The 23,094-nt window shown below is 67.7% G+C and carries 21 protein-coding genes; 8 read left to right on the top strand and 13 right to left on the bottom strand.

All coding sequences use genetic code 11. The features are described from left to right. Window positions 1–38 precede the first annotated feature (38 nt). Entirely contained in the window at window positions 39–1,535 is a 1,497-nt protein-coding gene (locus tag ACWZHB_RS08865) for an aldehyde dehydrogenase family protein (protein ID WP_427907448.1), read from the bottom strand. A gap of 180 nt (window positions 1,536–1,715) precedes the next feature. Between ACWZHB_RS08865 and ACWZHB_RS08860 the strand changes: the two genes are divergently transcribed. The 3 genes from ACWZHB_RS08860 to fadD5 are packed head-to-tail and all read left to right on the top strand — an operon-like array spanning window position 1,716 to window position 5,093. Then, entirely contained in the window at window positions 1,716–2,702 is a 987-nt protein-coding gene (locus ACWZHB_RS08860) for an NAD(P)H-dependent flavin oxidoreductase (protein WP_427907447.1), read from the top strand. Continuing rightward, window positions 2,699–3,505, top strand: a complete 807-nt coding sequence (locus ACWZHB_RS08855; RefSeq protein WP_427907446.1) for an enoyl-CoA hydratase-related protein — start codon at window positions 2,699–2,701, stop codon at window positions 3,503–3,505. Before ACWZHB_RS08860 ends, ACWZHB_RS08855 begins: the two co-directional genes overlap by 4 nt. Before the next feature lie 19 nt (window positions 3,506–3,524). Then, a complete protein-coding gene (fadD5, locus tag ACWZHB_RS08850; RefSeq protein WP_427907445.1) occupies window positions 3,525–5,093 on the top strand; it encodes a fatty-acid--CoA ligase FadD5 in 1,569 nt (522 codons plus the stop codon). Here fadD5 and ACWZHB_RS08845 read toward each other — a convergent pair. The 10 genes from ACWZHB_RS08845 to ACWZHB_RS08800 form a co-directional block, all read right to left on the bottom strand. Beyond that, complete coding sequence (locus tag ACWZHB_RS08845; protein WP_427907444.1) at window positions 5,083–6,114, bottom strand: alpha/beta fold hydrolase; 1,032 nt, start codon at window positions 6,112–6,114, stop codon at window positions 5,083–5,085. The two genes, fadD5 and ACWZHB_RS08845, sit on opposite strands and share 11 nt — an antisense overlap. A gap of 79 nt (window positions 6,115–6,193) precedes the next feature. Continuing rightward, window positions 6,194–7,522 carry a lipase family protein gene (locus ACWZHB_RS08840; protein ID WP_427907443.1) on the bottom strand — a complete coding sequence of 443 codons (1,329 nt, stop codon included), beginning with the start codon at window positions 7,520–7,522 and terminating at the stop codon, window positions 6,194–6,196. Further along, complete coding sequence (locus ACWZHB_RS08835; RefSeq protein ID WP_427907442.1) at window positions 7,519–8,478, bottom strand: AurF N-oxygenase family protein; 960 nt, start codon at window positions 8,476–8,478, stop codon at window positions 7,519–7,521. Before ACWZHB_RS08835 ends, ACWZHB_RS08840 begins: the two co-directional genes overlap by 4 nt. 84 nt (window positions 8,479–8,562) lie before the next feature. Then, window positions 8,563–9,246 (bottom strand): TetR/AcrR family transcriptional regulator, encoded by a 684-nt coding sequence (locus ACWZHB_RS08830; protein ID WP_427907441.1) that lies wholly within the window; start codon window positions 9,244–9,246, stop codon window positions 8,563–8,565. A 157-nt stretch (window positions 9,247–9,403) separates the two neighbouring features. Next, window positions 9,404–11,623 carry an acyl-CoA dehydrogenase gene (locus ACWZHB_RS08825; protein ID WP_427907440.1) on the bottom strand — a complete coding sequence of 740 codons (2,220 nt, stop codon included), beginning with the start codon at window positions 11,621–11,623 and terminating at the stop codon, window positions 9,404–9,406. 2 nt (window positions 11,624–11,625) lie between these two features. Further along, a complete protein-coding gene (locus ACWZHB_RS08820) occupies window positions 11,626–12,504 on the bottom strand; it encodes an SDR family oxidoreductase (protein WP_427907439.1) in 879 nt (292 codons plus the stop codon). 12 nt (window positions 12,505–12,516) lie between these two features. Next, window positions 12,517–13,389: a MaoC/PaaZ C-terminal domain-containing protein gene (locus ACWZHB_RS08815; RefSeq protein WP_427907438.1), complete on the bottom strand. Its 873-nt coding sequence runs from the start codon at window positions 13,387–13,389 to the stop codon at window positions 12,517–12,519. Then, window positions 13,386–13,826 carry a type II toxin-antitoxin system Rv0910 family toxin gene (locus tag ACWZHB_RS08810; protein ID WP_427907437.1) on the bottom strand — a complete coding sequence of 147 codons (441 nt, stop codon included), beginning with the start codon at window positions 13,824–13,826 and terminating at the stop codon, window positions 13,386–13,388. Before ACWZHB_RS08810 ends, ACWZHB_RS08815 begins: the two co-directional genes overlap by 4 nt. 35 nt (window positions 13,827–13,861) lie before the next feature. Continuing rightward, on the bottom strand, window positions 13,862–15,052 hold the full coding sequence (locus tag ACWZHB_RS08805) for a lipid-transfer protein (RefSeq protein ID WP_427907436.1): 1,191 nt from the start codon (window positions 15,050–15,052) through the stop codon (window positions 13,862–13,864). A gap of 164 nt (window positions 15,053–15,216) precedes the next feature. Then, window positions 15,217–15,375, bottom strand: coding sequence for a hypothetical protein (locus tag ACWZHB_RS08800; RefSeq protein WP_427907435.1), 159 nt, complete (start codon window positions 15,373–15,375; stop codon window positions 15,217–15,219). Between the two features lie 428 nt (window positions 15,376–15,803). Between ACWZHB_RS08800 and ACWZHB_RS08795 the strand changes: the two genes are divergently transcribed. Genes ACWZHB_RS08795 through ACWZHB_RS08785 form a run of 3 tightly spaced genes read left to right on the top strand, consistent with a single transcriptional unit; the run spans window position 15,804 to window position 18,696 of the window. After that, on the top strand, window positions 15,804–17,042 hold the full coding sequence (locus tag ACWZHB_RS08795; RefSeq protein ID WP_427907434.1) for an ATP-binding protein: 1,239 nt from the start codon (window positions 15,804–15,806) through the stop codon (window positions 17,040–17,042). Beyond that, window positions 17,042–17,470, top strand: coding sequence for a roadblock/LC7 domain-containing protein (locus tag ACWZHB_RS08790; RefSeq protein ID WP_427907433.1), 429 nt, complete (start codon window positions 17,042–17,044; stop codon window positions 17,468–17,470). Before ACWZHB_RS08795 ends, ACWZHB_RS08790 begins: the two co-directional genes overlap by 1 nt. A 2-nt stretch (window positions 17,471–17,472) precedes the next feature. Next, window positions 17,473–18,696 carry a cytochrome P450 gene (locus ACWZHB_RS08785; RefSeq protein WP_427909119.1) on the top strand — a complete coding sequence of 408 codons (1,224 nt, stop codon included), beginning with the start codon at window positions 17,473–17,475 and terminating at the stop codon, window positions 18,694–18,696. Between the two features lie 45 nt (window positions 18,697–18,741). On the opposite strand, the gene ACWZHB_RS08780 is transcribed toward ACWZHB_RS08785, so the two are convergent. Further along, window positions 18,742–19,944, bottom strand: coding sequence for a cytochrome P450 family protein (locus ACWZHB_RS08780; RefSeq protein WP_427909118.1), 1,203 nt, complete (start codon window positions 19,942–19,944; stop codon window positions 18,742–18,744). Window positions 19,945–20,338: 394 nt separating this feature from the next. Between ACWZHB_RS08780 and ACWZHB_RS08775 the strand changes: the two genes are divergently transcribed. Continuing rightward, on the top strand, window positions 20,339–21,136 hold the full coding sequence (locus ACWZHB_RS08775; RefSeq protein ID WP_427907432.1) for an SAM-dependent methyltransferase: 798 nt from the start codon (window positions 20,339–20,341) through the stop codon (window positions 21,134–21,136). Between the two features lie 151 nt (window positions 21,137–21,287). Further along, entirely contained in the window at window positions 21,288–22,355 is a 1,068-nt protein-coding gene (locus ACWZHB_RS08770; protein WP_427907431.1) for an alpha/beta hydrolase, read from the top strand. 55 nt (window positions 22,356–22,410) lie between these two features. On the opposite strand, the gene ACWZHB_RS08765 is transcribed toward ACWZHB_RS08770, so the two are convergent. After that, window positions 22,411–23,037: a TetR/AcrR family transcriptional regulator gene (locus tag ACWZHB_RS08765; protein ID WP_427907430.1), complete on the bottom strand. Its 627-nt coding sequence runs from the start codon at window positions 23,035–23,037 to the stop codon at window positions 22,411–22,413. Window positions 23,038–23,094: the final 57 nt, after the last annotated feature.

Genomic DNA, 23,094 nt, shown 5'->3' with positions numbered 1-23,094 from the left:
ACTGTTGTGTTCCTCGTCTTTCGTAGTGATGGATTGAGCTACTTTGCGCGCCCGAAGCGGCGGGCGGTGAGCTTTCGAACCGTCGACATGGTCGATTCCGTGCGCGCGAAGGACTGCAGGGCCATGCCTGGAATCGCGAAGCGCTGGCGTGCGATCGAATGTGGGCGGGTGAAACCGAGCAGTCCCGCGGCGCCGTGGATCCGGCCGACGCCGGACTCCCCCACCCCGCCGAACGGCAGTGCCGGAATCGCCGCATAGGAGGCGGGGCTGTTCACCGAGGTGGCGCCCGCCCGCAGCGCGCGGGCGATCTCCATGCCGCGCTTGCGGGAGAACACCGACGACGCCAGCCCATAGCGCGAGGCGTTGGTCAGCCGGATCGCTTCCTCGATATCGCGGACGCCACGCACGGTCAGCGTCGGCCCGAAAGTCTCCTCACGGACCGCGAGCGAGTCCTCGGGGGCGTCGAGCAACACGATCGGGCTCACGAACGGCGCCCTGATCGAGTCGGCCCCGCCGAAGACGGCCGTGGCACCATGTGCGATCGCGTCGTCGACATGTTCGGCGACCACGTCGACCTGGCTGGGCAGTGTCATGGGACCGTAGGACCGCCCCGGCGTGAGTTCGCGAACGCGCGCGGTGACCTCGGCCAGGAACTGCTCGAGGACGGAGTCGACGACATAGCAGCGCTCCGTGCCGACGCAGGTCTGACCGGAGTTCGCCATGGCCGACCACACGATCGCGTCCGCGGCGGCCGCGAGGTCGGCATCCTCGGCGACGATCGCCGCGTCCTTGCCGCCGCATTCCAGGACCACCGGCGTGAGCCGTTGCGCCGCGGCCGCCATGATCCGCTTGCCGGTGGCGGTCGATCCGGTGAACGCGATCATGTCGACACCGGACTCGACCAGCGCGCGGCCGGTATCGCCGGGACCGGTGACGACGCTCAGAACTCCCTGGGGCAGTCCCGGATTGGCCTTCGCGAACGCGTCGACGAACCAGTGCCCGATCCCGGTGGTGAGCTCGCTCGGCTTGAACACCACGGTGTTGCCCGCGGCCAGCGCGTAGGCGATCGACCCGTTGGGTGTGTACACCGGGTAGTTCCACGGGCCGATCACCCCGACCACCCCGTGCGGGCGCTGCTCGATCACCGCCTCGACATTGGCCATCATCAATCCCGGCCACACCGTCTTCGGCTTCAAGACTTTCTTCGCGTTCCCGGCCGCCCAGTTCAGGTGTTCGACAGCGGTGATCACCTCGAGGTAGGCGTCGTCGGCGGGTTTGCCGTTCTCGGCGCTGATCAGCGCACAGAACTCGTCGACATTGTTGATGATCTGCGCGGCCCACCGCCGTAATGCCCGTTTCCGCTCGGTGAACCCGAGTTCACCCCAGGTCCGCGCGGCCGTGCGAGCGCGCTCGACGGCCGCGGCGACAGCGGCGGCATCGTCGATCTGCCAGCTGCCGACCGGTTCGCCGGACACGGCGTCGACGGTGGTCAGCATTGTCGCAGAAACGGGTGCGGTGGTGGGCGTTTCGGTCATCTTCGACCATCCTTCGAGTAGCACGACGCGGACTTGCGCACACTGTTGACAGTCCACCTCAGCGGCCGTTAAGTTAATCCCAATTCTCACTAAGTTAATCATGATTCTCGCCGGATGCAAAGAGCCGTAGCCAGGTTCCGCGGCAGTCGTCGAGAACGTCGAAACCGGACGGAGGGCGCGATGCTGCGCACCCGATTCACCGAAGCCTTCGGTGTCGAGCACCCGATCGTGCAGGGCGGAATGATGTGGGTAGGCCGGGCCGAACTCGCGGCCGCGGTCTCGGAGGCAGGCGGCCTCGGCATCATCACCGGCCTCACCCAGCCCACTCCGCAGGCGTTGCGCGAGGAGATCGCCCGCGCCAGAGATCTCACCGACAAGCCGTTCGGCGTGAACCTGACGATCCTGCCGTCGATCACTCCGCCGCCGTACGCCGAATACCGCCAGGCGATCATCGACGGCGGCGTGCCGATCGTGGAGATCGCGGGCGGCAACCCGGCCACCCACCTGCCGTTTCTCAAGGACGCCGGGATCAAGGTGCTGCACAAGTGCACCAGCGTCAAACACGCGCTCAAGGCCCAGCAGGTCGGCGTCGACGCGGTGAGCATCGACGGGTTCGAGTGCGCCGGTCACCCGGGCGAGAACGACACACCGGGGCTGGTGCTGATTCCCGCCGCGGCCCGCGAGCTCGAGATCCCGATGCTCGCCTCCGGTGGCATCGCCGACGCGCGTGGCCTGGTCGCGGCGATGGCACTGGGTGCCGACGGGGTGAACATGGGCACCCGATTCCTGTGCACGGTCGAATCACCGATCGCGCACGTGGTGAAGGAACAGATCGTCGCCAATACCGAGCTCGACACCAAGCTGATCTTCCGGACGCTGAACAACACCGCGCGCGTCGCCGACAACGCCGTGAGCCGGCAAGTGGTCGAGATCGAGCGTGGCGGCGGCACGTTCGAGGATGTGCGCGAACTCGTGGCCGGGGCTCGTGGCCGCAAGGTCTACGAGGAAGGCGATCTGGACGCCGGCATCTGGAGTGTCGGCCAGTGTCAGGGCTTGATCCACGACATCCCCACCTGCGCCGAGCTGATCGAGTCGATGGTGCGCGAAGCCGAGGCCCTGATCGCCGGTCGGCTGGCCGGCTCGATCGTCGAGGCGGTGGCCCGATGAGCGAGAGCCTGCTGGTCCACGAAGAGCACGGAATCCTGCGGATCACGATCGACCGCCAAGCGCGGATGAACGCGATCGACCTCGAGACGATGAGCGAACTGGGCCAGCTCATCATCGCGGCCGAGAAGCGGCCCGAGGTTCGGGTGATCGTGCTGACCGGGGCGGGTAAGGCGTTCTGCACCGGCGCCGACCTGGCCGCGGCCGCCGCGGCGGGCGGCAACGAGGCGTCGCCGGAGCTGGTGATGGATCGTGCCAACGAGCTGGTGCGGGCGATCGTCGACTCTCCCCTGCCCGTGATCGCGCAGATCAACGGCCCGGCCGCCGGGGTCGGCGCCTCGATCGCGCTCGCCGCCGATCTCATCTATGCCGCCGATAGCGCGTACCTGCTGCTGCCGTTCACCTCCATCGGCCTCATGCCCGACGGGGGCGCGTCGGCGATCGTCGCCGCCGCGATGGGGCGCGCGCGGGCCGCCGAACTGGCGCTGCTCGGTGCCCGACTGCCCGCTACCGAGGCCGCCGCCGCGGGGCTGATCACCCGGGCGCTGCCCGCTGAACAACTGCCCGACCAGATCGACGCCGTCGCCGCTCAGCTCGCGGCGGGACCGCGGCGCGCGCTGCAACTGACAAAGGCGGCCATCAACGCCGCGACCCTCGCCCACCTCGATGGCGCGCTGGCTCAGGAGAAGGCCGGCCAAGTCGAACTGCTGACCTCGGCCGACTTCCTCGAAGGAATGACCGCGATGCTGACCCGTCGCGCACCGAACTTCGACGGCGCCGTCCATCCGATCACCGACCCGGCCTAGCCCTGTACCAGGAGACACCATGTCCACAGAACCTCTGCGCTCGCGCCGCAATCACTGGATGAACCAGATCGCGCTGCACGCCACCACCAGCCCGGACGGGCCCGCCCTCCGCTACCTCGGCAAGACCACCAGCTGGGGCGAGTTGCACTGGCGGGTCGAGCGCCTCGCCGACGCCCTCGCCCGGCGCGGGGTCGGCGACGGCGACCGCGTGATGATCTTGATGCTCAACAACACCGAGTACATCGAATCCGTCTTCGCGATCAACACGCTCGGCGCGATCGCCGTTCCGGTCAACTTCCGGCTGACGCCACCCGAGATCGCCTACCAGGTCGGCGACAGCGGGGCGACGGTGATCATCACCGATGCCGTGCTCGCGCCGCTGGTCGGTGCCGTGTCGACACTGACCGACGCGCTGGCCACCCGCATCGTGGTCGGCGCCCCGACCGGCGACGGCACGCTCGGCTACGAGGACCTGCTCGCCGAGGACGGCGCGCCGCACGAGCAGCGCGATATCGCCGAGGACAGCGCCGCGCTGATCATGTACACCTCCGGCACCACGGGTAATCCCAAGGGCGCGGTGCTCACCCACCTCAACATGAACTCCCAGGCTCTCACCTGTATCCGGGCGATGCACTACCGCACCGACGACGTCGCCTTCTGCGCGTCGCCGCTGTTCCATATCGCCGGATTGGGCAGTGTCGCAGCCTGTTTCCAGCTCGGCACCCTGACAGTGATCCACCCACTCAAGGCTTTCGATGTCACCGAGGTGCTCGATGCCTGGGAGCGCGAAGGCGCCACCTCGGTGTTCCTCGTACCCGCCCAGTGGCAGCTCGTCTGCGCCGATCCCACAGTGGCACAGCGTGATCTGCGACTGCGGGTGATCAGCTGGGGTGCCGCGCCCGCCTCGGACACGGTGTTGCACGCGATGGCCGAGACCTTCCCGAACGCACTCAATGTGGCCGTCTTCGGGCAGACCGAGATGTCACCGATCACCTGCGTGCTCGACGGCGAGGACGCGATTCGCAAGCTAGGCTCCGTCGGCAAGCCGATCCCCACCATCGCCACCCGCATCGTCGACGACGAGATGAACGATGTCGCGCCGGGCGAAATCGGCGAAATCGTCTATCGCGGACCGACGATGATGCGCGAGTACTGGAACAACCCGCGCGCGACCGCCGACGCGTTCGCCGGGGGCTGGTTCCACTCCGGCGATCTGGTGCGCCGTGACGAGGAAGGCTTCGTCTACGTGGTGGACCGCAAGAAGGACATGATCATCTCCGGCGGCGAGAACATCTACTGCGCCGAGGTCGAGAACGTGTTGTTCGCCCATCCCCGGATCCGTGAGGCGGCGGTGATCGGCCGGGCCGACGACCGCTGGGGCGAGGTGCCGGTCGCGGTGGTCGCCGTCGAGGACGGGGGCGAGATCGGCCTGGGCGATCTCGCGTCCCATCTCGACGCGCACCTCGCCCGCTACAAGCACCCCAAGGCACTCGTCGTCGTCGAAGCCCTGCCGCGCAATGCGGGTGGCAAGGTCGTCAAGCACGAATTGCGCGCCCAGCACGGGTCGACGGCCGTGGTCAGCGGCTGAGGAACTCCTCGATCGCGGGCCAGGTCGTGTCGGCGGCGGACACCATGCTCAGGTGGCCGCCGCTGACCTCGACGAACTTCACCTCGGCGTTCGGCAGGACGTCGAGGCCGCGGCGCACCGAGGCGGCGGGCACCACCACGTCGCTGCGACTGCCCGCGAGCAGTACCCGGCAGGTGACCTTCGACAGTTCGATCACCAGGTCCGACCGCAATCGGATCGAGCCGCTCGCGAGTTCGTTGCGCAGCACCAGACTGCGGTAGATCTGCCAGTAGGTCCGGCCGGGGTAGCCGGGCATGGTGGCCATGAACCGGTCGGTGGCCTCCATCCTGCCCAGCGCCTCGGTGTCGAAGGCGTTGCGGGCCAAGAACATCGGCTTGGCGAGCTCGCGGTCGAAGGCCTGGATCCGGAAGCCCAGCCGCACGAATTCCTGCGGGATGCCGCCCATCACCTTGGTGGCCAGGGCCATCTCGCGGCCACCGGTGACCTTGGCGACCAGGCGCAGCGGGATCAGGAACGCGGTGCGTGCCTGATCGATCGGTGCGGCCAGGCAGGTGATCGAGGCGATCGGCAGGTCGGCGTGCGAGGCCGCGGTGAGCAGCGCGAGCACACCGCCCAGCGACCAGCCGACGATATCGACGCCACGGCCCTCGTGTTCCTCCGACACCCGCGAGATGACCTCGGGCAGGATGTCGTCGGTCCAGTCCTCGAGGCCCAGATCGCGGTCGGCATAACCGAATTCGCCGTAGTCGACGACGTAGGGCTGCCTGCCCTGGTCGAGCAGATGGCGCACCAGGCTCTGATCAGGGCGCAGGTCGAAGCACGCCGTGGTCACCGCCAAGGGCGGCACCAGCAGCACCGGATTGCCCTGCGCGGGCGTGCTCCGGTCGTAGCGCTTCAGGTGCCGGTGCGCGCCCTCGTACACCGTCGTGGCCGGAGCGGGACGGTAGGACTCGAGTCCATCACCGAACGACACCGACCACACATTGCGCACCGCGCGTGGCAGCTCGGCAACGATCCCCATCGGTAAACCCCTTACCTCACCAGTTACTGCCGTCAGCAGACCCAATTCCCATATCTTACCAGTGAGTAAGTTATGCCTCCTACGCCGCTCGGCGAGCCTTCCCTGCCCCGCCGCGCCTGCGGTGACCGGTTGCCGAAGCGGTGATCGGACGCCCGAACAGCGCCTGGAACGCGGCGTGCGCGAGGGCGCCGAGCCCGCGACGGCCCGCGGGCAGCGCGAGCACACTGCGCACCGTGCGGGTTTCCGACGGTGTCACCACTACCCCGGCGAATCGGTCGTCGAGCCAGTTCAGGCTCAGCGGTGTCGACAGCGGCAGCAGGGAGAGGTGCTCGCTCGCGCGGTCACGCAGGTAGGTCACGTGCGCGCCGTGCTCGCGATAACGCCGCACGAGCGCGTCGATATCGTCGACCGCGATGATCTGGTCGTGTACCGCCTGGACGACCAGCAGCGGCACCGTGGGCGCCCGGTCACCCAGGGTGAGATCGGCGAAGACGGCCAGCATCGCCTCCATGGCGAGCAGCTCGGCGATCGGGGTGCCGCTGTGCCGGTCGACGTTGTAGCGCGCCAGCCGCATGACCGCGGCGGCGGTCGTCGACTGGGCGGCCTTGTCGAGCACCGCGCGACCTTCGTCGCTGAAATGGGTGGCGACGAGTTCCTCGAACGCCGGGTACACCCGGCGCAGCGCGGCGACGACGAGCGTCGGCAGTCCCGCGTGCAGGCCGCCGTTGAGTCGATGGAAGGTCGACACCAGGTCGCCCACCGGGGAGCCGAGCACGGCGCCGACGATGTCGAGCTCGGGCGCGTAGGTCGACGCCATCTCCGCGGCCCATGCCGTGGCAAGGCCGCCGCCCGAGTATCCCCAGAGGCCGACCTGCGCCGCCGGGTCGAGGCCGCCCGGCTCGAACGCCAGGGCCGCGCGGATGCCGTCGAGCGCGCGGTAGCCCGGTTCGCGCGGTGCGCCCCACGCACCGAGCATGCCTTCGTGGTCCGGGATCGAGATCGCCCAACCCCTGGTCAGCGCGTCGGCGAAACACAGGAGTTCGATGTGGGCGAAGGTGCCGATGGCACGGGAACCACGCTGCAGCGCATACGACGGAAACGACCGGGGCGAGATGGCGTCGATCGCGCACTGGAACGACAGCAGTGGCGCACCGGGCGCGACACCGCCGATCGGCGCCACCACGGTGGTGACCGATGCCTCGGGCACACCGTTGAGATCGGTCGTGCGATAGAGCAACTGCCAGGCCCGCACCTTCAACCCGATCATGCCGAACGCGGCGAGTTCGACCGGCCGCGAGCGCAGGATCGCGCCCTCCGGGAGGCCCTCGAATCCTGGCCGCGGCGCGTAGAAGGGGTCTTTGTCCGGTACTACGGCTCGCGTGGGCGCGGACCAGGTTTCGGCCCTCATGCGGCCCTGCGCGCGGGCTCGCTGCGGTAGCGCGACACCGGTCCGTCGATACCGAGAAAGCGCCACACCCGCTTGGCGAGCGGGTTCATCAGGCCGATGTCGGTGGCCAGGGCGCGCACATCGGTGAACACGTCACGCTTGATGTGCTGGGATCCGGGGCTGCGCCAGTACGCCTCGCGCATCACCTCGGCGGGAATGGCGAACTTGTCGACGAACTGCTTCGGCGGCGTCGCGATCATCGCCAGCATCACCCGCATCGTGATCGGAAACGCCACCGACAGCACGGTTTTCGAAACCGGGTTCATCGAGGGGACTTTACGGTGCAGGTACTCGTGCGCGAAGGAGATGTGCCTGGCCTCCTCGGCCACGTGGATCTCCATGATCCGGTGCACCATCGGGTGCAGATCGGTCCCACTGCGCAGCAACGCCTTCTGCAGATGATCGATCGGCTCCTCACCACCGAGGACCATCGTGAAGAAGAACCCGGGGAAATACTTCACCGCGGGCCAGATGATCATCGTGAGCTTGCGGTCGATGCTGCCCATGCCGACCACATCGCGGTAGCCGATGCGGTTGATCATCTCCTGGAACATCAGATTGTGGTTGCACTCTTCGGCGGCCTCGTGCGTGATGTAGCGGAACTCGGGGTCGCCGTTGGGCACCGAGGTCAGGTACTGCATGAGTCCGCGGATGAGCAGCTGCTCGAAGTCGATGCCGACCTTCGCGATGCCGGCTTGGCGCCACAGTCCCATCGCGATCTGCCGTTCGACCGGCTGCGCTTTGTACCAGGGGTGGCGGCCGAGCGGGTCCTCGTCGGGCATGATCCAGCGCGGGTCGTCGGAGTGCACGGCGAACTCGGGCGAGTCCCAGTCGATGTCGAGATAGGGATCGAAGTGTTTGGTCACCGAGCCTTCGGACAGGCCCTGCAGGGTTTCGTGGTAATTGGACAGCGTCATCGGTGTCTCCTCGGTACGGTTCCACTACCCAGTTTAGTGGTACCGGCGGTACCATACAAGGGTTAACGCTACCGAGTGTTACATCTAGTTCGCCGCGGTGAATTCCGCGATCGACGTCAGCGGGTCGAGCGTGACGCCGACTTCGCGCAGACTGGCGTCGATGATCGCCCAGATGGCGATCTGCAGGTAGGACGACAGCTCCTCGGCATCCATGGGCTGCATCGAGCGGCTCAGCCAGCGGTTCACACTGCCGTCGACGAAGCTGACCAGGCCGAAGGCCATCGGTTCGGCTACCGCCACCGGGGCGGATTGTGCGCGCAGCGCGCTTTCGAACACCTCGCGGACGGTGCCGGCGATGGCGATCTTGGTGCCGGAGACGATGGGTGAGTTGCGGTCTTTGCTGCCGCCGGATCCGGCGCCGAGGAAGTAGTGCAGGCGCGGGTTGGTGGCGATCCAGCCGACATAGGCGTCGACGGAGCGGGCGATGGCCTCGGTGACGGTGCCCTCGGGGTTCAGGGTGGGGGCCAGTGCGGCCATCAGGTCGTCGATGATGCGGGTGCGCAGTTGTTCGTCGAGGTCCTGCCGGTCTTTGAAGAGGCGGTAGAGGACCGATCGGGGGACGCCGGCGAGGTCGGCGATTTCTTGGACGCCGACCGAGGTGCCTTGTGATTGGACGGCCTCCAGCGCGGCGGCGAGGATCAGTTCGCGGCGGTCGGCTCGGTGGCGGTCCCAGCGGCTGGCTCTGCCGTCGGTACGTTGCGCGGTCACGTTTTCTCCTTTCACCGAGCCTGTCTTCGAACGCCGGCGCCCCTTCGGACCCCGCCCCTGGCAGAGACATTCCGACGACACGGTCCGGATCGGCGGCGTTTCGCGTTACTACGCACTGTAGTCCAGCGATTCCGCCGATCCGGATTCCGTGCGAGTGTCAGTTCACCGCAGCGTCTCGTGGTAGGCCGAGCATTCGTTCACCGATGACGTTGAGCTGGACTTCGGTGGTGCCGCCGTAGATGGTGGTGGCACGGCCCGCGATCAGCTGTTCCATCGCGTGGTCGCTGCGCTCGCCGGGTACCGACACCACACCGGCGATGCCGAGCTCGGCGACGACGTATTCCGAAATCGCCTGTCCGAGTGCCATTCCCAGCAGCTTTCCGACGCTGGACGTGGTGGACACGTCGATGCCGGACAGTTGCTTGAGCACCACCCGGGAACTGATCACATCGACCGCTCGGCTCTCGGCCATGAGTTCGCCGAGCCGGTAGCGCGCCACCGGCGAGAGGGTGCGGTCGGTGGCGAAACGGAGCAGGTCGGCGTCGGTGGCGTAGGCCTCCATCTTCTGGCTCAGGGCCACCCGTTCACCGGCCAGGGTGGTGCGGGCCACGTGCCAGCCTTCGTCCACCGCGCCGACCACGTTCTCGTCCGGAATGAACACGTCGTCGAGGAACACCTCGTTGAACAGTGCCGATCCGGTCATCTCCCGCAGGGGACGCACGGTGATGCCGGGCGAGGACATGTCGAGCACGAAGTAGGTGATGCCTTCGTGCTTGGGCTTGTCGGGGCTGGTGCGCGCGATCAGCATCGCCCAGTCCGAGAACTGCGCGACCGAGGTCCAGATCTTCTGACCACTGACCTGCCAGCCACCGTCGACCTTGGTGGCCTTGGTGGTCAGGCTCGCCAGGTCCGAGCCCGCGCCCGGTTCGCTGAACAGCTGACACCACACCAGTTCGCCGCGCAGCGTCGGCACGACCAGTTCTTGTTTCTGCCGGTCGTCACCGTGCGGCACGATCGCGCCGACCGCCCAGGTCCCCATCAGCAGCTGGGGCATCTGGATGCCGGAGGCCTTGATCTCCTGGGCGATCACGACCTGCTCGAGCGGCGAGGCCGAGCGACCGTAGGGGCGGGGCAGGTGTGGGAGGTTCCAGCCGCCGTCACCGAGGGCGACGAGCTGGTCGTCCTCGTCGTCGATCGCCGCGATCTCGGCGAGCTCGGCCCGGACCGCGGCGCGGATCTGTTCCGCCTCCGCGGGCAGCTCCAGTTCGCTGGACAGTGTCAGCCCGGACAAGACGTAACCGGCCACCGCTTCGGCCCGTTCGTCGCGCGCACCGAGCTGTCCGCGGACCGCCAGCGCGCGCCGGTAGTACAGGTGCGCGTCGTGCTCCCACGTGAAGCCGATGCCACCGTGCACCTGGATGCACTCCTGGGCGACCTGCACCGCGGCGTCCGGAATGATCAGCGCGGCGACGGCGGCCGCGTAATCGGCGGTATCGTCGTCGCGATCGAGGGCGAACGCGGCATCCCACAGCACGGCCCGCGCCTTCTCCAGCGCGATGCCCATCTGGGCGCACTTGTGTTTCACGCCCTGGAACTGGCCGATCGGCCGACCGAACTGCACGCGGGTCTTGGCGTATTCCGACGCGGTCGACACACACCACGACATCACACCGACCGCCTCGGCGCCGAGCACGACCGCGGCCAGCGAACGCACGCGCGCCGAACTCACCTCGAGCACCCGGTCGACCGGGACCTCGACCGAATCCGCCCGCAGCCGTGCGGAACCACGCAACACGTCGATGCCGTCCTGCGCGCTGATCGTCAGATCGATGTTCTCGAAGACGACCCATCGCTGCTCGCCCGCCACGGTGACCGGCGCGATGACGACATCGGCCGGCAACGCCCCGAGCACACCGTCGGCCGTTCCACTCACGGTCAACGCGGCCTCGGTCAGCGTGCCGGTCAGGTTCGACGCCAAAGCCACCGCGCCGGTGCGCGACCCGTCCGCCAATCCGGCGAGCCGAGCCGACTTGTCCTCGGCGCGTGTGCCGTACGCGGCGGCCAGCACCGCACCGGCGAGCACGGTCGGCACGAACGGACCGGTGTGCAAACCGCGGCCGAGCGGTTCGAGGGCGACGGCCAGCGTGAGCAGACCGGCGCCCTGACCGCCCAGTTCCTCGGCGATGTGCAAACTCAACAGGTCCTGGGCGACGAGGGCGTCCCAGTGCGGCAAGGCTTTGCCCGCGTCGGTGGACTCGACCGCGGCCCGGACGACCTCGGCGGTGATGGTCCGCTCGACGAAACCGGCGACCGCGTCCGCGAGGGCCAGGTGATCCTCGCTGACGCCGACGCCGAGCTCATAACTGTTGCGCGCCATGGCTAGTTGGTCTCTTTCAGCTGGGCGGCCACCTCATCGATGGTCCACGGACCATCGGTTTCGACCGTGCGCACGTCGTGCCAGCCCGCCAGTTCGACGATCGCACCGCCCTGCACCGCGAACACCTTGCCCGTGAGCGCGCAATCGGCCTCGGCGAGGTGGGCGACCAGCGGGGAGATGTTGGCCGGGGAGAACGCGTCGAACTCGCCCTCGGGCACCTCGGCCGCGAACAGCGCGCCCATGCCGGGGGTGGCCAGGGTCAGGCGGGTGCGCGCGATCGGGGCGATCGCGTTCACACGCACGCCGTAGCGTTCGAGTTCATCGGCGGCGACCAGTGTCAACGCGGCGATGCCCGCCTTCGCCGCACCGTAGTTGCCCTGACCGGCATTGGGCATGAACGTGCCAGAGGCCGAGGCGGTGTTGATCACCGACGCCGATACCGGAGTACCGGCCTTGGACTGCGCCTTCCAGTACGCCGCGGCGTGATGCAGGGTCGCGGCGTGGCCCTTGAGGTGCACCGCGATGACCGAATCCCACTGCGACTCGTCCATGCCCGCGATGAACGCGTCGCGCAGGATGCCCGCGTTGTTCACCACGATGTCCAGGGTGCCGTATGCGCTGATCGCCTGGTCGACCAGCGCTTTCGCGCCGTCCCAGGTGGCGATGTTGTCGGTGTTGGCGACCGCCGCCCCGCCTGCGGCGACGATCTCGTCGACCACCTGCTGGGCCGGGCCCGCGTCGGTGCCGGTGCCGTCGTTGGCGCCGCCTAGGTCATTGACCACGACCTTGGCACCTTCGCGGGCGAACAGCAGCGCGTGTTCGCGGCCGATGCCGCGACCGGCACCGGTGATGACCGCGACGCGACCCTCGAGTTTTCCCATGAGTGATGTCTCCTAGTTGATTTCGACGCGGCCGTCGGTGATCGCGATCTGGCCCGCGGCTTCGGTCTCGAAGGCGTAGGCCCGCACACCCGGATCAGCGGATTCGGTGGCCCAGAAGCTGGTGGTGATGTCCTGACCGGGCAGTACCGGCTTGGCGAAACGCACGGCCAACCTGCGCAGACGCGCGGTGTCGCCGCCGGCGAGTTCGGTCAGCGCGGCCCACGAGGTGAACGCCATGGTGCACAGGCCGTGGTTGATGATGCCGGGCAGCCCTGCCATGCGGGCGATCTCGTCGTCGAGGTGGATCGGCATCGGGTCGCCCGAGGCCGGTGAGTAGCGGAAGGTCTGGTCGTCGTCGATGTGCGCGGTGACCTTCGCGACCGGGTCGGACGCCCGATCCTCGTCGGTGATCCGGTGGGTGGGCGCGAGCTCGCCTTCACCCGGGCCCGCGTCGACCTTGCGGAAGAACGCGGTCATCCACTGCTCGTTGACGAGCTCGCCTGCCGCGTCGCGGGTTTCGGCGTAGATCACCACGGTCGAACCGTTCGGGCGGCCCACGTAGCCGATCGGCTTGGCCCGCACCACGAGTTCGTCACCGGCCCGGATCGGCCGGTGGAACAGGAAGTCCTGCTCACCGTGGACCAGCTTCATCAGCAGCTCCACCGGGGCGACCGACAGCGCGGCGGGCGCCATCGAGGTGAACACCGGCACCACCGCGAACACCGGCGGCGCGATCTCGCCCGACCGGTGCGCGGGCACCGGATCGTTGGTCGCCGCGGCGTATTCGGCGATCCGCTCCTTGGTGACCGAGAACCGTTCTTCGTCGGTCCACTCCCCCAGCGCGGAGCCGTCGAAAACGACCCCGGCCGATTCCGAGGTGGTCATGCGGCCGAACCGACCAGTTCGGTGAACTTCTCCATCGACTCCTTCAGATCGGCTTCGGCGTGCTTGGCCACGGCCTTGCCGATCGGGCCGACGATCATCGCGCCCTTGAAGCTCGCGTCGAACGCGGCCGAGGAGCCGGTATCGGTGGCCTCGACCTTCAGGGCGAATTCGATGGTGACACCGGCCATTCCGGCGCCGGTGATGCGCAGGAACGAGTTCGGGACGACCTCGGCGACGGTCCACTCGATCTTGTTGGCCATGTTCATCACCGACACGACCTCGGTGAAACGCGAGCCCGCGGTGAGCTCGGCGGGCAGATCGCCGCGCCAGCCCTGGTGGATGGTCAGCCATTCCTCCCAGTTGGCGAGATCGCTGAGACGGGCCCACGCCAGCTCGGGGGCGACGGGCAGGGCGGTGGAAACGGACACTGATGCCATGGGATTACTCCTGGTGTGATTCGGATTGGGGAAGGTCAGCGGTTCGCGGGACGGTAGGCGGTCACCACGACCGCGCCACCGAGACCGATGTTGTGCTGCAGGGCGATCTGCGCATCGGTGACCTGGCGGGCGTCGGCGTCGCCGCGCAGCTGCCAGGTGAGTTCGCTGCACTGGGCCAGACCGGTGGCGCCGAGGGGGTGGCCCTTGGAGATCAGGCCGCCCGACGGGTTGACGACCCACTGGCCTCCGAAGGTCGTGGCGTTGTCGTCGACGAGCCGACCGCCCTCACCCGGCGCGCACAGGCCGAGCGCCTCGTAGGTCAGCAGTTCGTTGGTGGAGAAGCAGTCGTGCAGTTCGATCACGTCGATGTCGTCGGGGCCGATCCCGGCCTGCTCGTAGACCTTCAGCGCGGCGGTGCGCGACATGGAGGAGCCGACCAGGTTGATCGCGGTCGGGTCGGTGAAGGTCGACGCGAGGTCGGTGACCATCGACTGTCCGACGATCTCCACGGCGCGATCGGCCAGATTGTGCCGATCGACGAAATCCTCGCTCGCGAGAATCACCGCGCCGGAGCCGTCGGAAGTCGGCGAGCACTGCAGCTTGGTGAGCGGGCCGTAGATCTGCTTGGCCTCGAGCACTTCCTCGAGGCTGTATTCCTTCTGGAACTGCGCGTACGGGTTGTTCACCGAGTGCTTGTGGTTCTTCACGCCGATCTTGGCGAACTGCTCGGCGGTGGTGCCGTAGAGCTCCATGTGCTCCTTGCCTGCGGCGCCGAACATGTACGGCGCGGGCGGCATGGCGAACTCCTGCAGTTCGGCCAGCGCCAGCAGGTGCTTCATCATCGGCTGCTCGCGGTCGTCGTAGGTCGAACCGAGCGAGCCCTTCTGCATCTTCTCGAAGCCCAGGGCCAGGGTGCACTCGGCCAGGCCGCCGCGAATCGCCTGTGCGGCGAGGTAGAGCGCGGTGGAGCCGGTGGAACAGTTGTTGTTGACGTTGACCACCGGAATGCCGGTGAGTCCCAGCTCGTAGACCGCGCGCTGGCCCGAGGTGGACTCGCCGTACACGTAGCCGACGTAGGCCTGCTCGACCTGGTCGTAGTCGATTCCCGCATCGGCGAGCGCCTTGGTGCCCGCCTCGCGGGCCATGTCCGGATAGTCCCACTCCAGCGCGCCCGGCTTCTCGAACTTCGTCATGCCGACGCCGACGACGAACACCTTCTGTGTCATGTACGCACTCCCGTGTGCCGTGTGTCCCAGGTATGTGAGACACGGTGTCCTTGTAATTTAGGTTGGACACGGCGTCCAGGTCAATACCCTGAGGAATACGGCTCGAAAACGAGAAAAGGGCCGCACCGAGAACGGTGCGGCCCTGACGGGTCGTGCTTACCGATTCAGCCCTGTTGGCCGAACCGGCGCGGCTTCTTCGTGCCCATGATGTCGGTCCACCACGACTGCAGTGGGCTCGGCTCGGGCCAGTGAACGGTCGGATCCTCTTCCTCGGGGTCGGCGGGAGTCATGTCGAAAGGGTCGTCGTCGAGATCGCTCGTCATGCAGGTTCTTCCTCGGATCGATCGACGGCGCCGCAGCGGGGAGACGAGAGAAGGAATAGCCGGTGACTCGGGGCCGAGTGCGGCGACGACGCGCTGGTCACCGCTGGTCCACGGCCGACCTGTATGGACTCAACCGTACACCGCGTGGATAAACCGACGGTATCAATTCACCGCCCGATACCACAATGCGAGTCACGTTCTGCAGCAACTCGTTTCGTGCACTCGGCGGTTCGCGCTGCTAACGTGTCCCCCGTCGCCGAAACGCCGGGCAACGAGCCCGGAATCGACCGAAATCACGCGCGCCGTGCCGAATTATGGTGCGGCGCAGCGCTTGTGAGTATCGGACGGCGGCGAGAAGTCTCGTCGGAGAGACCGGCGAGGACCCGGCCACCACGGCTCTTCGGTCGGCACACACGACAAAGGAACCGATGACTCCGACGCTCGCGGTCTTCTTGTTCTCGACAGCAACAGTGGTCCTGATCGGCGCGGTCGCCGTGGCAGTCCAGGCACTGCGCAACGAACGCCGGATCCGCGGTCACCTGGCGGTGGCCGAGCGCGAACTCCACGCCAAAGACCTGGCGATGGAGCAGATGTCGCTGGCCAACGCCGAGGATTTGCGGGCGCGCGAACACGAGGCGCTCGTGGCCGTGCAGGCCGCCGAGGAGCGCACAGCGGCGCAGCTAGAGGCGGCACAGGAGACGACGCGCGCCCAGGTCTCGGCCGACGCGCGCGCGGCCACCAGCAACGCGGTCCGCGCGTTCGGCACCACCGTGGTCAGCCTCGGCGCCGACGTCGGCCAGGTCGTGAGCAACGCGCTGCGGGAGAACCGCAACGACGAGGTGTACGCGACGCTCACCCGGATCGACCACACCGTCCAGCAGATGATCCGCCAGGCGCAGGCCTACGTGATCGTCTCGGGTGGGCTGCCCGGCAGGCGCTGGCCCCAGCAGACGGTCGGCGACGTGGTCGGCGGCGCCACCGGCCGGGTGCGCGACTATCTGCGCGTGCGGACGGGCCACTGCGAGCAGGTGGTGATCAGCCGGGCGGTCGAACCGCTGGTGCACACGGTCGCGACCCTGCTCGACAACGCGCTGCGCTACTCGCCGCCGTCGTCGTTCGTCGACATCTCCTACCAGCAGGGCCACCACGGCGTCACGGTGATCATCGACGACGCGGGCGTGCGGATGAGCCGGGAGCAGATGGAGGAGGCGCGCCAGGTGCTCTCGGGTGAGCGGGTCATCGACATCAACGCGCTCGGCCCGTCGCCGCGGGTCGGGTTCCCCGGTGTCGCCGCGCTGGCGCGCCGCTACGGCTTCGCCGCCTACGTCGACGGACCCAATATCTACGGCGGCACCAGGGCGATGGTGTTCGTTCCCGCGGCGCTGCTCGTCACGGCCACCGAGGTGCACCACCCCAAACATGCCGAGGTACCGGAACCGGTAGCACCACAACCTGTTCCCGAGGCCGCCGCGCCGGAGCCCGAGGCGGTCGAGCACGAGCGAACCACCGGCGGTCTGCCCAAGCGCACGCGCCGCGCCATCACCCCGGCCGACGCGCCCGCCGACACCGGCGGGCTGGCCCGCCCCGAGCTCGCCGCGGCCTGGCACAGCGGCTCCCGACACGGTCGCGCCGCGGCCGCGCGTTCCACGAAAGGGCACGACAGCTGATGAGTACTCCGATCGCGACCAGCACCAACCGCCTCGCGTGGCTGCTCGACGACCTGGCACTCGACGGCGTCCGGTTCGCGGTGTTGTTATCCGAGGACGGTCTACGGGTGGCGCACTCCGGCGACATCAGCACCGATGACGCGGAGCGTTTCGCGGCCGCCGCGTGCGGCCTGCGGTCGCTGGGCAAGGTCCTCGGCGAGTTCTGCGGTGGACTCGCGAACACGGTGCGCCAGAACATGACCGAATACGACGAGGGCATGGTCCTGATCACGGCCGCGGGCGCGGGCACGCTACTCGGCGTCGCGACAACCCCCGAGGTGGATCTCGCGCTGGTCGCCCATCGCATGAACGAGCTGGCCGCCAGGGTCGGCCACGAACTCGGCGCGTCGCCGAGACACCGATCGTCGACTCAGGAGTACATGCTGTGACACTGGATGTTTCGCCCGATTCGCGCAGTGGTCAGGATCGGGTGCCGCTGTACTCGGCCGAATTCGCGGCCGACCCGCAGAGCACCTACCGTGAGATGCGGCACCGCTTCGGTTCGCTGGTCCCGGTGGATTTGGTGCCCGGCGTTCCCGCCACCCTGGTGATCGGCTACCGCACCGCGGTGCAGATTCTCAACGATCCCGACCATTTCCCCGCCGACCCGCGGATGTGGGAGCGCGACATCCCCGGCGACTGCCCGATCCTGCCGATGATGCGCTATCGCCCCAACGCGATTCGCACCGCGGGCATGGAGCACACGCGCCACCGGCAGGTCACCGTCGCCGGCTTGGCGGGGGTGGACCTGTACCAGCTGCATCGCACCGTCGAGCAGATCGCGATGCCCGTGATCAACTCCTTCTGCGCCGACGGCAGCGCGGACCTGCTGAGCCAGTACGCCTTTCCCGTCATCTTCGCCACCATCAACGCGATGCTCGGTGTCCCCGATGGCATCGGTGGACGGGTCGCCACCGGGATGGGGCAGATGTTCGAGGGCGGCGAAACCGCGGCCGCAGGCACGCAGATGATGGAGGACGCACTGTACGACCTGGTGCGCCTCAAGCGCAGCGAACCCGGCGACGATGTGACGACCCGCTTGGTGCACCACTCGCAGCAGCTCACCGACGAGGAGCTGATGAACCAGGTGCTCACGATGTACGGCGCCGGCATCGAGCCGATGCTCAATCTGATCCTCAACACGGTCCGGCTGATGCTCACCGATCAGCGTTTCGCGGGCAGCCTGCTCGGTGGCAGCCTGTCCACCCGCGACGCACTCGACGAGGTGCTCTACACCGACCCGCCGATGGCCAACTTCTGCACCACCTACCCGCGTCAGCCGATCCTGGTCGACGATGTGTGGTTGCCCGCGCACCAGCCGGTCGTCATCAGCATGGCCGCGTGCAACAACGATCCCGCGATCGGGACCGGCGACTTCCTCGACAACCGCGCGCACTTGGCGTGGAGCACCGGCCCGCACGGCTGCCCGGCGAAATCGCCTGCCTACCTGATCGCCCAGGAGGCCATCGACCAGCTCCTGGACGCGCTGCCGGAACTCGAGCTCGCGGTACCCGCGGACGAACTGGTCTGGCGGCCAGGTCCTTTCCACCGGGCGCTGGCCGGGCTACCGGTGGTGTTCCCCAGCACTCCCCCGCTGGTGGTACCCGGCAATTGAGCCCGTGCCCGGCCGACCCGGTGGTCGGCCGGGCGAGCTCGCCGCTCAGGCCTCGCGCACGTAGGCGGGCAGGTGGTGGTGACCGTTGGAGATGAAACTGGGCACCGTACCGAGTTCGGTCGACGGAACGGCCAGCTTCAGATCGGGGAACCGTTCGAACAGGGCAGGCAGCGAAACCAGCGCCTCGAGCCGGGCCAGCGGCGCACCGAGGCAGTGGTGCGCCCCGTAACCGAAGGCCATGTGCGACTGATTCTTTCGGGTGGGATCGAACTCATCGGCGGTCTCGCCGTGCAGCTTGGGATCGCGGGCGGCCGCGGCGTAGCTGGCCAGAATCGGGTCACCCTTGCCGATGGACACACCGTCGATGTCGATGTCGTCCACCGCGAAACGCAGCGGCAGATGCGCGACCGGCGACTCGAACCGCAGTGTCTCCTCGATCAGGTCGGGCCAGGTGATCGCGCCGGCGCGCACCTGCTCGAGCACGTCGGGGCGGGTGAGCAGGGCGGTGATGGCCTGGTCGAGCAGATTCACGGTGGTCTCGTGCCCCGCCGAGATCACCAGCAGCAGGGTGCCGACCAGTTCTTCCTCGGTGAGCGCGCCCTCCTCGTCGTCGTGCTGGACGATCAGCAGGCTGGTGATGTCGTCGCCGGGCTGTTCGCGCCGCAGTGCCACGAGTTCACCGAGGATCCGGTACATCTCCATGTAGTTGGCCTGCGACTGCTCCGGGGTGAGCGTGGTGTCGAAGATGCCGTCCACGCACGTGCGCAGGCCCGGGTTCAGCGATTCCGGTACCCCCATCAGCTCCGAGATCACCTGAATCGGCAGCGGGTACGCGAACTGCTCCCGCAGATCTACCGGCTGACCCGCCGGGGTCTGCGCCAGCGCGTCGAGCAGTTCGGTGGTGATGCGCTCGACCCGTGCGCGCATGGCCTCGGTGCGGCGCGCGGTGAACGCGGGCGCGACCAACTTGCGCAGCCTGCGGTGATCGGTGCCGTACGCGGTGAACATGTTCGGCGCCGCGACCCACAGGTACAGCGGCCAATCCGCGGGAATCTCACCGGCGACGAAGGCGGGCCAGTGCTGGCTCGCGTCCTTGGAGACCCGGGGATCGACGAGTAGTTTCTCGAGCAGCGCGGCATCGGTGATCGACCACGCCTGCACTCCGCCCGGCAGTTCGACCCTGGTGGCGGGACCGTGTGCCCTGATCTCGACGTTCTCACCCTGAATGTCTTGCCCAGTCGGGTCCATTACCACCCGATTCGTCACCGTTTCCACTGTGAAACCTCTCGATCACCCGGTGCCCCGCGGACCTTTGACTCTCCGCGATCGCAACGAAATATCTTGCTGGACTAGACCTTACGGTCCGTTAGCGATGCTACCGGCCGAACGTGTCTGTCGCAGTGAACACTTGAAATGGGCGATACACAGTGAGATCGAACCAACGCGACGATCGAAGTGGATATCCACGGCCGCGCGACTTCACCCCCGTTCGGGCCGATGAGCGCAGCCTGGGCGTTCACAGATAGGCCCGCCCGACACGCCGTGAATCTTGTACTGTCGCAAACAGATCAGATGCTATGCCGCTGGTGGTTCTCCCCTGGGCGGGGCGCGCCACCGTCACAGTTGCAGAGGAGCAAGGCTCATGGCCGACGTGCAGACCCCCGTGATCAGGACCGACATCCCCCACTCCGCCCGAATCTGGAACTACTGGATGGGCGGTAAGGACCACTACGAGATCGACAAGATCGCCGGCGACGCCGGACTGGCGGTCGACCCGGATATTTCGACCATGGCCGTACAGTCCCGGCAGTTCCTCATCAGGGCGGTCCGCTTCCTGGCCAAGGAACGCGGCATCAAGCAGTTCCTCGACATCGGCACCGGGCTCCCCACGATGCAGAACACCCACGAGGTGGCCCAGGGCGTCACGCCCGAGGCCCGAGTGGTGTACGTGGACAACGACCCGCTGGTGCTCACGCACGCGCGCGCACTACTGACCAGCACCACCGACGAGGGTGTCACCACCTACATCGACTCCGACTTCCACGATCCGGAACAGATCGTCGCCGATGCCCGCAACGTACTGAACTTCAACGAGCCGATCGCCGTGATGTTCATGGGCGTGCTCGGTCACGCCAAGACCTACGACGACCTGCTGCGCATCGTGCGCACGGTCGTCGGCGCGGTGCCCTCGGGCAGCTACCTCATCATGTGGGACGGCACCGACGACAGCCAGGCCTACGTCACCCTGTGCGAGAACTACACCGGCACCGGCGGCACACCGTATGTACCGCGTCCACAGGCTCAGATCCGCGGTGTCTTCGACGGCCTCGAACTGGTCGAACCGGGCTTCACCTCGATCACCCAGTGGCGCGCGGAGACCACCGAGGTGGGCCAGGTCCTGCCGATCTCGGCCTACGGCGCGGTCGCCCGCAAGCCATGACCCGCGATGCCGCGCCCCTGCCTGTTGGGGCGCGGCGGTGCGCAACCGGTGGTCGACCTGCGGATTCGGTGTAATCTCAGTGAACAGATAAGGTGATACAGGGAGTTACAGTTAGTTTTCTCCCGTCGTCTCGACGTATCCGGAGAATTACATGGGCTCCCTCTCGGTTGCACTGCGCAACGTGGTCGCGCTCTTCAATGACGGCGTCGAGCCGTACGCACCCACGCCGTCGGACATCGTCTACGACCAACCGCACCGCACCTTGCTGCGCTACCGGCGCTCGAGCCCGGCGACCGGCGCTCCCGTCCTGCTGGTGCCACCTCTGGCAGTAACGATTTCCTGCTACGACATGCGGCCGAGCCAGAGCCTGGTGCGATTCCTCCTCGACCTCGGGCGCGAGGTCTATGTGCTCGACTACGGCGAGATCACCTACGCGGACCGCGATCTCGGGTTCGAGGAATGGGTCGACGACATCGTGCCGACCGCGATCGGCGCCGTCAGCGCGGACAGCGGGGACTCCCCTGTCGACCTGATCGGCTGGTCCTTCGGTGGGACCATCAGCGTGCTCACCGCGGCGGCGCACGCGGACCTGCCGATCGGTTCGGTCACCGCGGTCGGGACACCGTTCGACCAGCGGCGCAATGGGCAGATCTCCTTGGCTCGCAAATTCGGGCAGCTCACCGGCGGGCGGGTGGTCACGGCGGCGATACGGGTCGCCGGTGGGGTGCCGAAATATGGTGTGCGAGCCGGTTTTCGCATCCAGTCCATCGACCGCGAGCTCACCAAACCCTGGTTCATCGCGCGCAATATCGCCGATACCGAGGCGCTGGCCCGCATGCAGTCGGTGGATCGGTTCATGGACACCATGCCCGGCTACCCAGGGCGGTTCTATCGTCAGGCCTACCGGCAATTGATCATCCGCAACGAAATGCTCAGGGGCACAGTACATCTGGGACCCGATCGCGCGATCCAGCTGACCGGGCTCACCGCGCCGACCCAGCTGATCGGCGGCACCAAGGACGCGCTGGCATCGTCGGCGTCCGTCGCGGCGGGCATCGGGGTCCTCACCAGCGCGTCAGAGGTTCGCTTCACCGAGGTCCCGGGAAGTCATCTCGGCATCATCGCGGGGCCTGCCGCCCGCGATACCACCTGGGCGACGATCGCGGACTTCCTCGACAGCGTGCGGTTGTCCACCCGCACACCCGCACCCACGCGCTGACCGAACGGCCGGTACGGGCCCCGTTCACCGGGACGTACGACCTACGCCGCGGGCATCACGCGCTGCGCATGGCGCGATAGACGGCCGAGCCCATGAAGGCACCGAGGTCGTCGGGATTCCACTCGCTCTGGTGCGCGAACAGGGTTCGGACCGCGCTTTCCGCGGCCGAGACCCATAACTCCACCAGTGCGGGCAATTTGCGCTCGGCATCGTCGATCCCCCAGGCCTGCAAGGTCGGACGCAGCAACGCCGTGCAGCGCTCGACCGCCAGCCGTCGACCCCGGCCGAAGGAACCGGCGACCGCGGGGTCGGGGTTGCCGTAGATCAGTCGCCAGGCGTCGGGTCGCTCGGCCGCCTTGTGGAGCAAGGTGCGGAAACCCTCGACGAACACTGTCTCGTCGGCGTCGGTCGCGCGCGGCGGCAGTACGTCGAGGACACCGGAGATCAGAAAACTCTCCTCGCGCTGGATCAGCGCGTCGATCAGTTCGACCCGATCGGGGAAGCAGGCGTAGATCACCGGGCGGGTGACCTTCATATAGTCGGCGACCGCGCCCATCGTGACCGCGGCGACGCCGTCGTCGGCGGCGATCGCGAGCGCCGCGTCGAGCACCTGCGGCCTGCGCCGCTCGGGGCCGAGGTGCGCGGCCCGCCCTCGCCGCTGCACTGCCGTCTCGCTACCCATGAGCCCACAATAGCAACCCACCAGCTGTTCCTACATCATTGTACGAAAATGCTACAG

The sequence above is a fragment of the Nocardia sp. FBN12 genome (assembly GCF_054031145.1).
Note: the sequence above shows the minus strand (reverse complement) of the source record. Positions and strands in the feature narration are given on the sequence as shown.

What these genes read in the sequence shown, in the direction of transcription:
- ACWZHB_RS08810 (WP_427907437.1), bottom strand. Translation starts at nt 13,826, where the DNA reads ATGGCATCAGTGTCCGTTTCCACCGCCCTGCCCGTCGCCCCCGAGCTG.
- ACWZHB_RS08855 (WP_427907446.1), top strand. Translation starts at nt 2,699, where the DNA reads ATGAGCGAGAGCCTGCTGGTCCACGAAGAGCACGGAATCCTGCGGATC.
- ACWZHB_RS08765 (WP_427907430.1), bottom strand. Translation starts at nt 23,037, where the DNA reads ATGGGTAGCGAGACGGCAGTGCAGCGGCGAGGGCGGGCCGCGCACCTC.
- ACWZHB_RS08845 (WP_427907444.1), bottom strand. Translation starts at nt 6,114, where the DNA reads ATGGGGATCGTTGCCGAGCTGCCACGCGCGGTGCGCAATGTGTGGTCG.
- ACWZHB_RS08795 (WP_427907434.1), top strand. Translation starts at nt 15,804, where the DNA reads ATGACTCCGACGCTCGCGGTCTTCTTGTTCTCGACAGCAACAGTGGTC.
- ACWZHB_RS08790 (WP_427907433.1), top strand. Translation starts at nt 17,042, where the DNA reads ATGAGTACTCCGATCGCGACCAGCACCAACCGCCTCGCGTGGCTGCTC.
- ACWZHB_RS08800 (WP_427907435.1), bottom strand. Translation starts at nt 15,375, where the DNA reads ATGACGAGCGATCTCGACGACGACCCTTTCGACATGACTCCCGCCGAC.
- ACWZHB_RS08840 (WP_427907443.1), bottom strand. Translation starts at nt 7,522, where the DNA reads ATGAGGGCCGAAACCTGGTCCGCGCCCACGCGAGCCGTAGTACCGGAC.
- ACWZHB_RS08825 (WP_427907440.1), bottom strand. Translation starts at nt 11,623, where the DNA reads ATGGCGCGCAACAGTTATGAGCTCGGCGTCGGCGTCAGCGAGGATCAC.
- ACWZHB_RS08770 (WP_427907431.1), top strand. Translation starts at nt 21,288, where the DNA reads ATGGGCTCCCTCTCGGTTGCACTGCGCAACGTGGTCGCGCTCTTCAAT.
- fadD5 (WP_427907445.1), top strand. Translation starts at nt 3,525, where the DNA reads ATGTCCACAGAACCTCTGCGCTCGCGCCGCAATCACTGGATGAACCAG.
- ACWZHB_RS08820 (WP_427907439.1), bottom strand. Translation starts at nt 12,504, where the DNA reads ATGGGAAAACTCGAGGGTCGCGTCGCGGTCATCACCGGTGCCGGTCGC.
- ACWZHB_RS08860 (WP_427907447.1), top strand. Translation starts at nt 1,716, where the DNA reads ATGCTGCGCACCCGATTCACCGAAGCCTTCGGTGTCGAGCACCCGATC.
- ACWZHB_RS08815 (WP_427907438.1), bottom strand. Translation starts at nt 13,389, where the DNA reads ATGACCACCTCGGAATCGGCCGGGGTCGTTTTCGACGGCTCCGCGCTG.
- ACWZHB_RS08865 (WP_427907448.1), bottom strand. Translation starts at nt 1,535, where the DNA reads ATGACCGAAACGCCCACCACCGCACCCGTTTCTGCGACAATGCTGACC.
- ACWZHB_RS08805 (WP_427907436.1), bottom strand. Translation starts at nt 15,052, where the DNA reads ATGACACAGAAGGTGTTCGTCGTCGGCGTCGGCATGACGAAGTTCGAG.
- ACWZHB_RS08835 (WP_427907442.1), bottom strand. Translation starts at nt 8,478, where the DNA reads ATGACGCTGTCCAATTACCACGAAACCCTGCAGGGCCTGTCCGAAGGC.
- ACWZHB_RS08780 (WP_427909118.1), bottom strand. Translation starts at nt 19,944, where the DNA reads ATGGACCCGACTGGGCAAGACATTCAGGGTGAGAACGTCGAGATCAGG.
- ACWZHB_RS08775 (WP_427907432.1), top strand. Translation starts at nt 20,339, where the DNA reads ATGGCCGACGTGCAGACCCCCGTGATCAGGACCGACATCCCCCACTCC.